The organism is Streptomyces wuyuanensis (genome assembly GCF_900103455.1).
Lineage (GTDB): Bacteria > Actinomycetota > Actinomycetes > Streptomycetales > Streptomycetaceae > Streptomyces > Streptomyces wuyuanensis.
Genome location: NZ_FNHI01000015.1, coordinates 36,009 through 50,770, shown reverse-complemented (window position 1 = coordinate 50,770; position 14,762 = coordinate 36,009). Strand labels below are relative to the sequence as shown.

Below are 14,762 nucleotides of genomic sequence, written 5' to 3'. Positions count from 1 at the left end.
GTCCGCTCGAAGCAAGGGCGGACCGGCACGGCTCGGCCCCCCGGCCCTCCCCGAGTGCCCCTCGCCGCCCTCGAGCGCGCTCAGCGCCCCAGCGCAGCCGCCACCGCGACGACGGCGAACATCAGCACGAGCACACCGGCCATGATCCGGTTACGGGTCTTCGGGTCCACCCTTTGAGCCTAACGGGCCGGTCCGGGGTTCCCGCGCGGGGGGCGCCGCTCCGCGACGGCGTCCCGGCGTCCGCTGCCGTCCCGCGTCAGTCCGCACCGCCGAGGGACCAGCTGCCGGTCTCCTCGTAGCGGGGCCGCTCCCCCGGACGGCCGCCGCCCGGCAGATTGCTGCGGACGAGCAGCAGCCGGGACACCGTCCACGGCCGGCCCTCGAAGGGCGCCAGGGCGTCGACGAACGGGCGCAGGTCCGTGTCGGTGCGGGTGCGGGCGAGGGTCAGATGGGCGTGGTAGCGGCGGTGCTCCTCCATCGCGACGCCCGCCCGCCGCGCGGCCGCGTCCGTGCGCTCGGCGAGCATCCGCAGGGCGTCGAGCCCGCCGGCCGCGCCCACCCAGAGCGTGCGCCGGCCGAAGTGGCCTCCGCCGCGCAGCCGCAGCCGGAACCCGTCGCTGCGCCGTGCGGCCCGTCCGAGCCGTTCGCGCAGGTCGGGGAGGAGAGCCTCGTCGACCTCGCCCATGAACGCGAGGGTGAAGTGCCACCCCGGCCGCCCGGTCCAGCGCAGGCCGTCCGCCCCCGGCAGCGCGTGCAGCCGGTCCACGGCCCGCCCGAGCTCCCGCAGGGCCTCGTCGGGCGGCAGCACGGCGGCGAAGAGTCTCATGCTCCGAGTCTGGCAGCGACGGGTTCGGCCCGGGTGCCGGCCGAACCGCTCCCGTCCTCCCGGCCGCCCCCTACGCCGCCGCCGTCAGTCGTTCACGCGGGACCATCCGTACGTGCCGGTGCCCGGGGCGGAGGTCCACCTTCAGGCGCATACCGCCGACCCTGACCAGGATCAGGCCGATCGTGACGGCCGCGATCACCGCGACCGCGCCGCCCGTGGCCATGCCGACCCGTACGCCGTAGGTGTCCGTGAGCCAGCCGACGAGCGGTGCGCCCAGCGGCGTACCGCCGACGAAGACCATCATGTAGAGGCTCATGACCCGGCCCCGCATCACCGGGTCCGTCGCCATCTGGACGGACGAGTTCGCGGTCACGTTCACCGTCAGCCCCACCATGCCGATCGGGACGAGCAGCACCGCGAAGACCCAGAAGGAGGGCGAGAGCGCGGCCGCGATCTCCAGCACGCCGAACAGGGCCGCGGCGCCTAGGAGCATCCGCAGCCGCGAGGAGCCGCGGCGGGCGGAGAGCAGGGCGCCGGCCAGGGAACCGGCCGCCATCAGGGTGTTGAACAGGCCGTACGTCCCCGCGCCCGCATGGAAGACCTTGTCGGCGAAGGCCGTCAGCCAGATGGGGAAGTTGAAGGCGAACGTGCCGATGAATCCGGCGAGCACGATCGGCCAGGTCAGCTCGGGGCGGCCGGCGACGTACTTCAGGCCCTCCCTGAGCTGGCCCTTGCCGCGCGGCACCCGCTCGGTCCGGTGCAGCTCGGCCGGGCGCATCAGCAGCAGGCCCGCGATCGGCGCGAGGAAGGACAGGCCGTTGAGCAGAAAGGCCCAGCCGCTGCCCACGGCGGTGATCAGCACACCGGCGACCGCGGGCCCGACGAGCCGCGCCGACTGGAAGTTCGCGGAGTTGAGGCTGACGGCGTTGCGCAGCTGCCCCGGCCCGACCATCTCGGAGACGAAGGACTGTCGGGTCGGGTTGTCGACGACCGTGACCATGCCCAGCAGGAAGGCGACCAGATAGACGTGCCAGACCCGGACCTCACCGGAGAGCGTGAGTACGGCGAGCGCGAGCCCGCAGAGGCCGAGGGCGCCCTGGCTGAAGAGCAGGAGCCGGCGCTTGGGGTAGCGGTCGGCGATGACTCCGCCGTACAGGCCGAAGAGCAGCATCGGCAGGAACTGCAGGGCCGTGGTGATGCCGACGGCGGCGGACGAGCCGGTGAGGCTGAGGACGAGCCAGTCCTGGGTGATGCGGGCCATCCAGGTGCCCGTGTTGGAGACGATCGCTCCGGTGAAGAACAGCCGGTAGTTGCGGACCTTGAGCGAGGAGAACGTCCCCTTGCCCGCCGGTGCGTCTCCCGGGGCCGTGCCGTTCGTGTCGTTGTCGTCGTGGGGCTTCGGTGCGGGTGCGGAGTCTGCTCCGGGTCCCGAACTCAAAAGAGGTCGCCTCCTCGGGCTGGTCGGTTACAGGTGGGCGAGCTTCTCCAGTACGGGGGCGGCCGCGCGCAGCTTGGCCCACTCCTCCTCGTCCAGGCCCTCGGCGAGCGTGGCCAGCCAGGCGTTCCGCTTGCGGCGGGACTCCTCGAGCATGGCCTCGGCCTGCTCGGTCTGGCTGACCACCTTCTGCCGGCGGTCCTCGGGATGCGGCTCCAGCCGGACCAGCCCCTTGGACTCCAGCAGCGCCACGATGCGTGTCATCGACGGCGGCTGGACGTGCTCCTTGCGGGCCAGCTCACCGGGGGTGGCCGAGCCGCAGCGGGCGAGCGTGCCCAGCACCGACATCTCGGTGGGGCTCAGCGATTCGTCGACGCGCTGGTGCTTCAGGCGCCGGCCCAGCCTCATGACGGCCGAGCGCAGGGAGTTCACGGCGGCGACGTCGTCGCCGTGGGACAGGTCAGGCATGTTCATTAGCGTAACTCATTACCCATGCTAATGACCACTGGGTTGTACCCCGGATGGATGCGTCACTCAAACGAGTGAGAGGGATTCGGAAAGTGACGCACCGATCGGTTCCGGCCAACGATGCTGGCCGGCATGGCAACGACAGCATCGAGGGCATCGGCAGTGCTCAGCCTGCGGATGGACGGCGAGCTGCTCGACCGGCTCCGGGAGCATGCCGCCAGACGCGGAATGAGCGTCCAGGACTACGTGGTCCGGACGCTCGTTCGCGACGACTTCGACGAGCGCTTCAAGGCGGCCGTCGACGAGACGGAGAAGTTCTACGGCCCGGTGCCGGAGCTGCCGGGGCCGCGCGAGGACCCCGGCCCGTCCGGCACCGGGCGCGGCAAGGCGACGTGAGGCCGGCCGCCGCGCCCGGATGGGGCGGGGCCGACCGGGGGCTTAAGGACCCGGCTCAGGTCAGGCCCAGGGCCGGCATCGCGTAGTAGAAGACGAAGACAGCGGAGACGACGTACATCGGGACCGGCACCTCACGGCCGCGCCCCACCGCGAGCCGCAGCACGCTGAAGGCGATGAAGCCGATGCCGATGCCGTTGGTGATCGAGTAGGTGAACGGCATCATCACCATCGCCAGGAACGCCGGCACGGCGATCGTGAAGTCGCTCCAGTCGATGTCCTTGACCGACCCGGCGAGGATCAGGAAACCGACCGCGAGCAGCGCGGGCGTCGCCGCCTGGGAGGGGACCATCGTCGCCAGCGGCGTCAGGAACAGCGCCACCGCGAAGAGCCCGCCCGTGACGACGGACGCGAGGCCCGTGCGCGCGCCCTCGCCGACGCCCGCCGTGGACTCCACGAAGCAGGTGTTGGCGGAGGAGGAGGTGGCGCCGCCCGCGGCGACGGCGACGCCGTCGACGATCAGCACCTTGTTGATGCCGGGGAAGTTGCCCTTCTCGTCCATCAGCTTCGCCTCGTCGCCCACGCCGAGGATGGTGCCCATCGCGTCGAAGAAGCAGGACAGCAGCACGGTGAAGACGAACAGCGCGCCCGTGAGCAGGCCGACCTTCTCGAACCCGCCGAACAGGCTGACCTGGCCGACGAGCCCGAAGTCCGGGGTGGCGACGGGATTGCCCGGCCACTCCGGCACGGTCAGCCCCCACGCCCTGCCGGGGAGCTGGGCGACCAGCTGGATGACGACGGCGACCACCGTCATCACGACGATGGAGACCAGGATGGCGCCCGGCACCTTGCGGATGATCAGCGCGAGCGTGAGCAGGGCGCCGAGGACGAAGACCAGGACCGGCCAGCCGGAGAGATGTCCGGTGAGCCCGAGCTGGAGCGGGACCGTCGTGTGGGCTGCGTCCGGGATGCGGGAGACGAAGCCGGAGTCGACGAGACCGATCAGCATGATGAACAGGCCGATACCGATCGCGATGCCCTTGCGCAGGCCGAGCGGCACCGCGTTCATGACCCGTTCGCGCAGGCCCGTCGCCACCAGCAGCATGACCACGAGGCCGGCGAGGACCACCATGCCCATGGCGTCGGGCCAGCTCATGCGCGGGGCGAGCTGGAGGGCGACGACCGTGTTCACGCCGAGACCGGCCGCCAGGGCGATCGGGACGTTGCCGATGACGCCCATGAGGAGCGTCGAGAAGGCGGCGGTGAGCACGGTGGCGGTGACCAGCTGGCCGCCGTCGAGCTGGTGCCCGTACATGTCCTTGGCGCTGCCGAGGATGATCGGGTTCAGCACGACGATGTACGCCATGGCGAAGAAGGTGGCGAAGCCGCCGCGAACCTCGCGGGCGACCGTGGAGCCGCGCTCGGAGATCTTGAAGTAGCGGTCGAGCCTGCCGAGGGCACGGGAACCGGGGTCGGGCCGCTGCGGCTGCCGGACGTCCGCGGGAGCGGTGGCCGTGGGGGGCATACGAGTCCTCGTCGAGGTGGTGCGGGGAGCTGACTGCGACCGGTTCCTTGGGTGTTCATACGAAGAAAACCGGTCGGGCACAAACCGTTTCAGTATGAACGTATAAGTCGAAGATCGGTATCTCCGCGCGTAGACACGCGTGGGCCAGGCCCTTCGCGGTCCCCGAGGACGCCGTCGAGGGCCGCAGGAGTGCCGCCTACACTGACCGCATGGCGAAGTGGACCCCCAAGCACGAGGCACCCGAGCCCCTGGAGGGGCCGGTCGTCGCCACCATCACCGGCGGCACGATCCTCTGGTTCGTCCTCTTCCTGGTCCAGGTCCCCTTCTACGGCTGGTTCGCCGAACGCGAGCTGGACTGGTGGGTGTGGACCTGTCTGGCCGGTGGCGGACTCGGCCTCATCGGCATCTGGTACGTGCGCAAGCGCGACGCGGCCATCAAGCGCGCGGAAGCCGCGCACGACGCCCACTGACGGGCCCGCTCCGCCCGCGCGTCCGGCCCACCGCAGACCCCGTTCCCGTCATGGCCGAATCCGCGGCTCGGGGGGTGAAGGGGCGCGCGTCCCCGTACCGTCGGAGGCATGACTCAGCGGTCGGAGATCGGCAGCGACGGAGCCGAGCCGCGTGGCGGCCCGGTCATCGACGCGGGGGCGGAGCTCGACCCCGTACACCCCGTGGCGCCGCCCGTGCGGCACCGGCCGCGCGGGCTGAGCGCCGCCGAGGTCGCCGAGCGCATCGCGCGCGGAGAGGTCAACGACGTCCCCGTACGCAGCAGTCGCTCCACCGCCGACATCATCCGGGGCAACGTCTTCACCCGCTTCAACGCGATCATCGGCGTGCTCTGGGTGATCATGTTCTTCGTCGCGCCGTTCCAGGACACCCTGTTCGGCTTCGTCATCCTCGCCAACACCGGCATCGGCATCATCCAGGAACTGCGCGCCAAGAAGACCCTCGACGGGCTCGCCGTCATCGGCGAGGCGAAACCCACCGTCCGCCGCGACGGCGCCTCCGGCGAGGTGTCCACCTCCGAGATCGTGCTCGGCGACCTCATCGAACTCGGACCGGGCGACAAGGTCGTGGTCGACGGCGAGGTCGCCGAGGCCGATGGCCTCGAGGTCGACGAGTCGCTGCTGACGGGCGAGGCCGACCCGGTCCTCAAGAGGCGCGGGGACCGGATGATGTCCGGCAGCTTCGTCGTCGCCGGCGGCGGCGCCTTCACCGCCACCAAGGTCGGCCGCGAGGCCTACGCGGCCCAGCTGGCCGAAGAGGCCTCCCGTTTCACCCTCGTCCACTCCGAGCTGCGCTCCGGCATCTCCACGATCCTCAAGTACGTCACCTGGATGATGGTCCCGACCGCCCTCGGCCTCATCGTCAGCCAGCTCGTCGTCAAGGGCGACAACGTCAAGGACTCGATCGCCCGCACCGTGGGCGGCATCGTGCCGATGATCCCCGAGGGGCTCGTCCTGCTGACCTCCGTCGCCTTCGCGATCGGCGTGATCCGGCTCGGCCGCAAGCAGTGCCTCGTCCAGGAACTCCCCGCGATCGAGGGCCTCGCCAGGGTCGACGTGGTGTGCCTCGACAAGACCGGCACCCTCACCGAGGGCGGTATGGACGTCACCGAGCTGCGCACGCTCGACGGCTGCGACGAGGACTACGTACGCACCGCCCTCGGCGCGCTCGGCGAGTCCGACCCGCGGCCCAACGCCTCCCTCCAGGCGATCATCGAGGCCTATCCGGACCGTGAGGAGTGGCGCTGCACCGAGTCCCTGCCGTTCTCGTCCGCCCGCAAGTACAGCGGCGCCGCGTTCAGCGAGGGCGACGGGCAGAGCTCGACCTGGCTGCTCGGCGCGCCCGACGTACTGCTGCCCCCCGGCGCCCCGGCCCTGCGTGAGGTCGACGGACTCAACGAGCTGGGCCTGCGCGTACTGCTGCTCGCCCGCGCCGCGGGCGAGCTCGACGACCCCGACGTGGCCGCCGGCGCCCGGCCGGCCGCGCTGGTCGTCCTGGAGCAGCGGCTGCGGCCCGACGCGGCCGACACCCTGCGCTACTTCGAGGAGCAGGACGTCGCGGCGAAGGTCATCTCGGGCGACAACGCCGTGTCGGTGAGCGCCGTGGCCGGCAAGCTCGGTCTGCCGGGCGCCGCGGACACCGTGGACGCCCGCAAGCTGCCGGCAGAGCGGGACGCGATGGCCGACGAGCTCGCCGCCAACGCCGTCTTCGGCCGCGTCACGCCGCAGCAGAAGCGGGACATGGTCGGCGCGCTCCAGTCACGCGGCCACACGGTCGCGATGACGGGCGACGGGGTCAACGACGTCCTCGCCCTCAAGGACGCCGACATCGGCGTCTCCATGGGCTCCGGTTCCGAGGCGACGAAGGCCGTCGCACAGATCGTTCTCCTCAACAACAGCTTCGCCACGCTGCCGTCGGTGGTGGCCGAAGGCCGCCGCGTCATCGGCAACATCACCCGGGTCGCCACGCTCTTCCTGACCAAGACGGTGTACTCGGTGCTGCTGGCGGTCCTGGTGGTCTGCGCCCAGGTCGAGTACCCCTTCCTGCCCCGGCATCTGACCCTGCTGTCCACGCTGACCATCGGCGTCCCGGCGTTCTTCCTGGCCCTCGCGCCCAACAAGGAGCGCGCCCAGCCCCACTTCGTACGCCGTGTGATGCGGTACGCGATCCCCGGCGGGATCGTCGCGGCGGGCGCGACGTTCACGACGTACCTCCTCGCCCGGCACCACTACAGCGGCCCCGGCGCACTGGCCGCCGAGACCAGCGCGGCGACGCTGACGCTGTTCCTGGTCGCCATGTGGGTCCTGGCGATCGTCGCCCGCCCCTACACCTGGTGGCGCGTGGGCCTGGTCGCGTCGATGGGCCTGGCCTTCCTGATCGTCCTCATGGTGCCGTGGCTGCAGGACTTCTTCGCCCTGCGGCTGGTGGGCACCACGATGCCGTGGGCGGCGGTCGCCATCGCCGCGGTCGCCGCGGCCGTCCTGGAGTTCGCGTGGCGTTGGGTGGACCGCCGCTTCCCGGCCTGAGGACCGGCGGCCGGGGCGGAACGCCCCGGCCGGCCTCCGGAACGCGGGCCCTCAGTCGAACCAGCGGTCCCGCGCCAGCTCGGCCGTTCGCGACGGGTCCTCGAGCAGCGCCGCCACCTCGAAGCGGCGGGGCCACTGGCCCGCGGCCCAGGCGAGACCGGCGGCGACGCCCTCCAGCGTGGCGGCGTGGATGACCCCGTCGGAGGTGCGGCGCCAGTCGAGTTCGACACCGCCGGCGAGGAGTTCCTCGTGCTCGACGTACGACGCGGGCGTCGCCGGGCCCAGCAGCGCGTGCACCGAATCCGGCACGTCGTGCTCCTCGCCGACCGTCGTCACCTCCGCCTCGACCGCCTCGCTGAGGCGCCCCACCTGGAACAGTTCGGCCAGATCCGCCGCCCGCTCCGGTGAGACCGGCAGCAGCGGACGACCTGCGGTCAGCGGCAGCAGATCGGGGGCGTCCGCGACGAGCGCGTCCGCGGCGTCCACCACCCGCACCTCCCCGTCGACGACCGCGCGCAGGTCGTCCGGGAGGGTCACCTGTTCCGGGTCCAGATCCGCGAGCGCCGTGTAGAGGGCGTGCAGCTGGGACGGGGTGACCGGGCGGTCAGGGTCGGCGAGACGCCCCAGCAGCTCGGCCGCGCCGCCCGGCTCGTCCAGCAGGGCGGCGACGGACGTCCGGACGCCGAGGGCGTGCAGCACCTGCTCGTCCTCGAAGCCGGTCGCGTCGGCCGAGTCGTACAGGCCGACCAGCAGCGGATCGCCGCCCGACGACCGCAGACCCGCGGGGCGGCGGCCGCCCAGCACCGGGTGGCCGCGCAGCCACCAGGCCGTGTACGGCCGGACCGTCTCGGTCGTGCCGTCGGGCAGCAGCACCCGGACGGGCTGGGTCAGCGCGTCCCGCAGCGGCGGCCTGGCCAGCAGCGCGAGGGCCTGCGGCCACCGGTCGTCGTCCACGAGATCCAGGTCGCGCACGGCGGCGATCTCCGTCGCCACCGGCGGTACGGGGGTGTCGGCCAGCCGGTCCAGGACGTCCTCGCACCACACGTCGACCGCGTCCAGCAGCCCGGCGTCGTCCGGCTCCGCGAAGTCGCCCTCGCGCGGCTCCAGTTCGTCCGGGTCCAGGACGACGTCGGTGGCGCGGACGAGCGCGAAGTTCGCCAGCACCCCGCAGGCGGCGAGCGGCTGCTCGCCCCAGCGGTCGGCCAGCTCGGCGTCGACGAGGGCCAGTTCGCCCTCGCGCATCACGGACGCGAACGGACTGCCCGGCAGCACCAGCTCCCCGGCCGGCGCGAGTTCGCCGTCCTCGTCCGGCAGCGCGAGCGCGCCCAGCCAGGGCTCGTCGCCCGGCTCCAGCCCCGCGTCCCGGACGAGGGCGAGGACGATCTCCGCCAGCTCCTCGCTGTCCGGCGCGTCCTCGTCCCAGAGCCCGTCGCCGTCCTCCAGCGACGCCGCGACGGCGGCCCTCACCTGCGGGGTCGTCAGCACCGCACGCGGTGTCGCGGGCAGCGCGCCCAGCTTCTCCAGCAGCGGATGGGCGGCGTCCTGATGGGCCACCTTCAGTCCGAACCTGGCCAGCCCGCCCGGGGTCTCCGCCGTCGGCAGCAGCACCTGCCGCGGTCCGATGGTGGTGCGGGGCGCGCGGCGGGGGCGCGGCTCCTCGTCCTCGTCCCCGGCCATGCCCTCTCCGGCCGCCGCACCGGTGCCGGCGAGCGGTACCGGCAGACCGGACAGCCGCTCCGGGTCCACACCGGCGAGGCTGTCGTACAGCCGCCACCACCAGGACGGGTCGCGCTCGATCCCGGCGAGCCGGTCGACCGCCTCGGTCAGCGGGACCCGGGCGACACCGAGCGACCGCAGCTCCACCCGGCGCTCCAGACCGGCGGGCAGCAGCGTCGGCAGCACGTCGGCCAGGACCCGTACGGTCTCGGCGCCGGCGCCCTCCACGACCTCGGCCTCCAGCGGCCGCAGCGCCACCACGTCGTCCGAGGGGGCGGCGGGGGCGAGGAACGCCACGCGCGGCAGCAGCTCCAGGATCGCCGCGCGCAGCGAACCGTCGAGCGCGCCCTTGCCCAGCGGCCCGGGGACGAGGTCGATCAGCCCGGTCCCGACCGGCTTCCAGTCGCCGAGCAGTTCGGCGTACGCGTCGGCCGCGCGCCGCACCAGGAAGTCGGTGAGCGGACCCGGGGCGGGATGCCGGCGCGCGGTGTCGAGCGGCAGGGAGGCGATGAGCAGCGCGGGCACGCCGAGGGGCTCGTCCGTCGGGGTCGGCGCGTGGACGACCGGCGCGGTCGCCGGGTACACGGGCATGCCCTCGCCGTCCACGGGGACCGCCCAGGTCACGGTCCAGTGCGGCCGCAGCCGCTCCTCCACCGGCCGGTCCGCGAGCAGTGCGGGCTCGATGGGCCCGTGGTGGCTGACGACCCGCCAGCGGTTCAGCCCGCGGGCGCTGTCCTCGACGTGGACGTGGTCGCCGTGCTGCGAGCGGCGCAGGGTCCTGACGCCCTCCGGGGTCTCCACCACGACCTCGGTGAGCCCCGGCAGGGTCAGCAGCAGCGCGTCGTCGATCCCGGCGAGCAGCCGGCCGACCAGGTCCTCGGCGGTCCCGTCCCGCAGCGGCAGGATCACGACGGTGTCGTAGCCGTCGGGCGCGGTGCCCTCGGCGGGCAGCGGCAGCCGCAGCAGCGGCACATCGCCGTCACGGCGGCGCAGTTCGTCGCCGAGACCGGGACTGGCCTGCGCGGCCTGCGCGGCGAGTTCCCTGGCCTCGGCCAGCGACCAGCGGACACCGCCGTGCCGGCCGACGACGGCGGGCTCGTCACTCACGGCCAGTACGGCGGCGAAGCCCACGCCGAAACGGCCCACGGCCGTCCGGTCGTCCTCGCGCTTGGCCGACGCCCGGAGCGTCGACAGCGACTCCACACCGGCGGCGTCCAGCGGGGTGCCGGTGTTGGCGGCGACGAGCGTCCCCCGGTCGAGGGTGAGCCGGAAGCGCCCGGGGACGCCGGCACGGGCGGCGGCGTCGGCGGCGTTCTGGGCCAGCTCGACGATCACACGGTCGCGGTAGCCGCCGAGGGCGAGGTCCTCCTCGGCGTTGGCGTCCTCGCGGAAGCGCGCGGGGCTTGCGCCCCAGGCGTCGAGCACCCCACGCCGCAGCCGCGCCGTCCCGAACGGGTCGGCCCCCTCGGTCGTCCTGACGCTCACGCCTGTCTCCGCTCTCTGACTGTTCCGGCAGGTCCGGCGGGGTTCCGCGGTTCCCGCTGTTGCGGCTGTCACGGCCGCGCGGGCCGCGGCCCGTCCCGGGGCCCGAAGGTACCGCGTCGCAGGCGCCCCCGCGCGACCGCTCCACTGGGGGATCGCACCGCCCACCCGGGTGGCGTGGTGCGAGGCGGCGCCCAGGCCGAGTCGATCAGCGTTCGGGCCGACCAGGTGGTACGGGTGCGGGAGTCCGTGCCCCCTCGGTGAACCCGCCCTGTCGCCGTCCGCGACGGCGGTGGCGGTGGCGTCAAGTGCCCTCCCCACGACCTGCCGGCGGCCCGCACCGTCCGGGTGCATCAGGCCATCGTCGTGGACCACCCCGGCAGCCGCCGCGCTCGCCGGGCTCGCGGAGAAGGGCGTCCTCACGCCGCGCACGGCCGAGTGCGCCCCCCGTCGGAGATCGCGAGGGCACACCGCCTGCTGGAGGAAGGAGGGGTTCGCGGCCGGCTGATCGCGGCGTTCTGACCGGAGCCACGGGCCGGGCCCTTCCGGACCCGGCCGAGAGCCGGCGGCGTGGTGCGGACCCGGCACGGGCCGGCGCGCCCGCGGGCGAAAGCGAAGCCCTACGAGTGGCCCAGGTCCTCGTCCTGCGCGGCCGTCTCCACATGGTCCGGGACCGAGCCGCTGTCCGGCGCCGGCCGGAGCGGGAACTCGTCCGGCCGCATCGAGTCGAGCACCGGCGGCGCGGGCCTCGGCGGCTTCGGCATGACGGCCGCCTCGGAGTGTCCGCCGCACCCGTACGAGAGCGACACGACACGCCCGTCCGCCGGGGAGAACTCGTTCGCGCACACCCCGAACGCCTGCTTGAGCGACCCCGACAACGGCATCAGGAAGCCGCAGGACTGGCACGACGCCGGCGCGGCCTGCGCCATCGGCGTCTTCGCACCGAAAGAGTCCTCCCAGCGGTCCGCGGCGACGTGCAGCCCGTAGCGGGACAGGACCCGGGCGCGGCGCATGCCCAGTTCCTCCGCCACGGAGGCGATCGCGCCGCGCGACGGGGCGCGGGTCACGATCACCGCGTCCTCGGCGTCGACGCGGTCGGCCATCTCCCCGGACACCGCCGAATTCGGCGGCGGCGCGTCCTCACCCGAGTAGCCGGGCTCGAGCCGGAGGTCCTCCGCGTCCGTGGGCAGCAGATCGCCCGGGCCGAGGTCTCCCGGCCGCAAGCGCTCGCTCCACGGCACCCACTCGGGCGCGAGCAGCGCGTCCGGCCCGGGCAGGAGCACCGCCTCGTCGACCGTGACGTTCTTCGCGCGGGACGCGCGGGCCACCGTGACGGCCCAGCGCCAGCCCCGGTAGCCGGGCTCGCGGCACTCGAAGTAGTGGGTGACGACGCGGTCGCCCTCGGACACCAGCGAGACGTGCTCACCCACCACCCCGGGCGCGGCCGCCTCGTCGGCGGCCGTCCGGGCGAGGTCTACCGCCTCGGCGCACAGACGGTCGGGGGTACGGCTTCGCGTCGTCGCAGCACTCACAGGTCTCGCTTCTCTCCTACGCCGTCTCACGGGTGCGCCTGGCCGATTCGCGATGTACGAGCGGCGGGCGGAGCGGACCAGGGGGCCGCATCGACGTCCGCGCCCGGGCACTCTGTCTCGGGCACACCTACCGTCACCCATTCTGCGGGATGGCGAAAAGGCGCGCGGCCGGGAACTACCGCCGGTGGCGCGCTACGCACGCTACCCCCTCCGTGGCGCGCCGCCCACCTGCCCGTCCGAATCCCGGTTCGGGTCGGCGGCGGTTGGGGCACTATGACGACGTGACAGCCGCGAGGTCGTCCGGCGCTCCCGGGCCGCTGAGCAGGGCGTGCCGCGCCGTCGGCCGCGCCCTGCACCTGCCGTTCACCCGTACGGCCAAGGGCATCCGCCGGGCCACCCATGCGCACGGCGCGGGCGAGTCAGGGCTGGGCAAGCTGATCGAGCTCCACGCGGTCAACGGCGCCGGCGACGTCATGATCACCGTCGCGCTGGCGTCGACCGTCTTCTTCTCCGTGCCCACCGACGAGGCCCGCGGGCGCGTCGCGCTCTACCTGGCGATCACCCTGGCACCGTTCGCCCTGCTCGCCCCGGTGATCGGCCCGCTGCTCGACCACATCCCGCACGGCCGCCGCGCGGCGATGGCGGGCACCATGACGGCCCGTGCGGTGCTGGCGCTGACCATGTCGGGCGCGGTGGCGACGGGCGGCATCGAGCTGTATCCGGCGGCGCTCGGCGTGCTGGTGTGCTCGAAGGCGTACGGGGTGATCCGCAGCGCCGTCGTACCGCGCCTGCTGCCGCCGGGGTTCGCCCTGGTGAAGGCGAATTCGCGGGTGACGCTGGCCGGGCTGCTCGCCACGGGGATCGCCGCGCCGATCGGGGCGGGGCTCCAGCAGATCGGCCCCGCCTGGCCGCTGTACGGCGCTTGCGCGATCTTCGTCGCGGGCACCTTCCTCTCGCTGAGCATGCCCCCGAAGGTCGACTCGGCGAAGGGCGAGCGCAAGGCGCACATGCTGACGCACGGCGAGCGGAAGCCGAGTCTGCGGACGGTCGGCCCGTCGGTGCTGCACGGGCTGCAGGCGAACGCGGCGCACCGCATGCTGTCGGGCTTCCTGATCTTCTTCCTGGCCTTCCTGCTGCGCGTCCATCCGCTGGCCGGGCAGAGCGCGGCCGCGTCGCTGGTGATGGTGGGCGTCGCCGCGGGGATCGGGAACGCCTGCGGCACGGCGATAGGGGCGTGGGTGCGCCACCGGCCTCCCGAGGTGATCGTCGCCACGGGGCTGATGCTGGCGCTGTCGGCCGCGGTCCTCGCCGCGGTGTTCTTCAGTCCGCTGATGGTTGCGGTGCTCGGTGCGGTGGCGGGGTTGTCCCAGGCGCTGTCGAAGCTGTCGCTGGACGCGATGATCCAGCGTGACGTGCCGGAGTCCGTGCGGACGTCGGCGTTCGCCCGTTCGGAGACGCTGCTGCAGATGTCCTGGGTGGTCGGCGGGGCGATCGGGATCGCGCTGCCGCTGAACGGTGCGGTGGGCATGTCCGTGGCGGCGGGCATCCTGGCCCTGGGCGCGGTGCTGGCGCTGCGCGGGCTGCTCGTGGCGTCCCGCCGCAGCACCGCCGCACCGAGCCGGGTCACGGTGTCGCCCCGCGTACGGTGAGGCCGCGGCGCCGGGCCCGCCGTGACCGCGGCCGGCCGCGAGGCCGTCGGCCCCCACGTGCCGCACGGTGCCGGCGGGGCCATCGGGGGCGCCACGCCGCACCCCCGCGCTGCGGGACACCGGGCGCCCGATAGCCTTCGGACCATGACCGTTGCGTTCCTCTCCGGCAAGCACCGCCGGGCCGCCGCCGCCCTCGGTGCCGTGTCCGCCGGCCTCCTCGTACTCTCCGCCTGCGACAAGCCGACGCCGCTCGCGACCGTGACGGTCGGGACGACCTCGGTGCACACCGAAGCCGCCTGCTACAACGACGGCAAGGCGATCAAGGAGTCGCAGATCCAGGACTGCCTCAACAAGAAGGCCGAGAAGTCCATCACGGTCGCACCGGACGACAAGATCCGCTTCGGTGTCGACCCCGAGATCGCCGAGAACGGCTGGACGATCTTCATCGGCGGCGAGCGCGCCGAGCAGGAGCCCTACCACAAGACGTACCGGACGATCCCGGCCAGCGCCTTCTTCACCAGCCCGACGACCGGTGAGCCCTCGAGCTCGGCGCAGGTGTCCATCGTGGAGACCTCGGGCAAGAAGCTGACGGGCATCTGGCACTTCAAGCTGGCGCAGGACTGAGTCCGGGACGGAATCCGGGGGCCGACGGTCCGGCGGCCCCGGCCCCGAGGCCCGGCGGTTCCGGGCCGGCGGTCCGGCAG

General features: G+C 73.4%; 11 protein-coding genes. 5 read left to right on the top strand and 6 right to left on the bottom strand.

Features of this window, described 5'->3' with window-relative positions:
- Nucleotides 1-256: 256 nt before the first annotated feature.
- The 3 genes from thpR to BLT82_RS21980 all read right to left on the bottom strand — a co-directional run bounded on the left by thpR (nt 257) and on the right by BLT82_RS21980 (nt 2,729).
- Nucleotides 257-826 (bottom strand): RNA 2',3'-cyclic phosphodiesterase, encoded by a 570-nt coding sequence (thpR, locus tag BLT82_RS21990; RefSeq protein WP_093657478.1) that lies wholly within the window; start codon nt 824-826, stop codon nt 257-259.
- A 70-nt stretch (nt 827-896) separates the two neighbouring features.
- The gene (locus BLT82_RS21985; RefSeq protein WP_093657476.1) at nt 897-2,264 is read right to left on the bottom strand and encodes an MFS transporter; all 1,368 of its coding nucleotides are present in this window, start codon (nt 2,262-2,264) and stop codon (nt 897-899) included.
- Nucleotides 2,265-2,291: 27 nt separating this feature from the next.
- A complete protein-coding gene (locus BLT82_RS21980) occupies nt 2,292-2,729 on the bottom strand; it encodes a MarR family winged helix-turn-helix transcriptional regulator (RefSeq protein WP_093657764.1) in 438 nt (145 codons plus the stop codon).
- A 162-nt stretch (nt 2,730-2,891) separates the two neighbouring features.
- Here BLT82_RS21980 and BLT82_RS21975 point away from each other — a divergent pair, with 162 nt between their 5' ends.
- Nucleotides 2,892-3,125, top strand: a complete 234-nt coding sequence (locus BLT82_RS21975) for a hypothetical protein (RefSeq protein WP_093657474.1) — start codon at nt 2,892-2,894, stop codon at nt 3,123-3,125.
- 55 nt (nt 3,126-3,180) lie between these two features.
- On the opposite strand, the gene BLT82_RS21970 is transcribed toward BLT82_RS21975, so the two are convergent.
- Nucleotides 3,181-4,647, bottom strand: coding sequence for an NCS2 family permease (locus BLT82_RS21970; RefSeq protein WP_093657472.1), 1,467 nt, complete (start codon nt 4,645-4,647; stop codon nt 3,181-3,183).
- Nucleotides 4,648-4,856: 209 nt separating this feature from the next.
- Here BLT82_RS21970 and BLT82_RS21965 point away from each other — a divergent pair, with 209 nt between their 5' ends.
- The gene (locus BLT82_RS21965; protein WP_093657470.1) at nt 4,857-5,117 is read left to right on the top strand and encodes a DUF2530 domain-containing protein; all 261 of its coding nucleotides are present in this window, start codon (nt 4,857-4,859) and stop codon (nt 5,115-5,117) included.
- Between the two features lie 108 nt (nt 5,118-5,225).
- The gene (locus BLT82_RS21960) at nt 5,226-7,679 is read left to right on the top strand and encodes an HAD-IC family P-type ATPase (RefSeq protein WP_093657468.1); all 2,454 of its coding nucleotides are present in this window, start codon (nt 5,226-5,228) and stop codon (nt 7,677-7,679) included.
- Nucleotides 7,680-7,730: 51 nt separating this feature from the next.
- Here the strand turns inward: BLT82_RS21960 and BLT82_RS21955 are convergent, their stop codons facing one another.
- Together BLT82_RS21955 and BLT82_RS21950 are read right to left on the bottom strand one after the other, a co-directional pair.
- Entirely contained in the window at nt 7,731-10,880 is a 3,150-nt protein-coding gene (locus BLT82_RS21955) for a sacsin N-terminal ATP-binding-like domain-containing protein (RefSeq protein WP_093657466.1), read from the bottom strand.
- Between the two features lie 617 nt (nt 10,881-11,497).
- Nucleotides 11,498-12,409 (bottom strand): DUF3027 domain-containing protein, encoded by a 912-nt coding sequence (locus tag BLT82_RS21950; protein WP_093657464.1) that lies wholly within the window; start codon nt 12,407-12,409, stop codon nt 11,498-11,500.
- A 281-nt stretch (nt 12,410-12,690) separates the two neighbouring features.
- Between BLT82_RS21950 and BLT82_RS21940 the strand changes: the two genes are divergently transcribed.
- Nucleotides 12,691-14,058 (top strand): MFS transporter, encoded by a 1,368-nt coding sequence (locus tag BLT82_RS21940; RefSeq protein ID WP_093657762.1) that lies wholly within the window; start codon nt 12,691-12,693, stop codon nt 14,056-14,058.
- A 144-nt stretch (nt 14,059-14,202) separates the two neighbouring features.
- Complete coding sequence (locus tag BLT82_RS21935; protein WP_093657462.1) at nt 14,203-14,682, top strand: DUF2771 domain-containing protein; 480 nt, start codon at nt 14,203-14,205, stop codon at nt 14,680-14,682.
- The last annotated feature ends 80 nt before the right edge of the window (nt 14,683-14,762 follow it).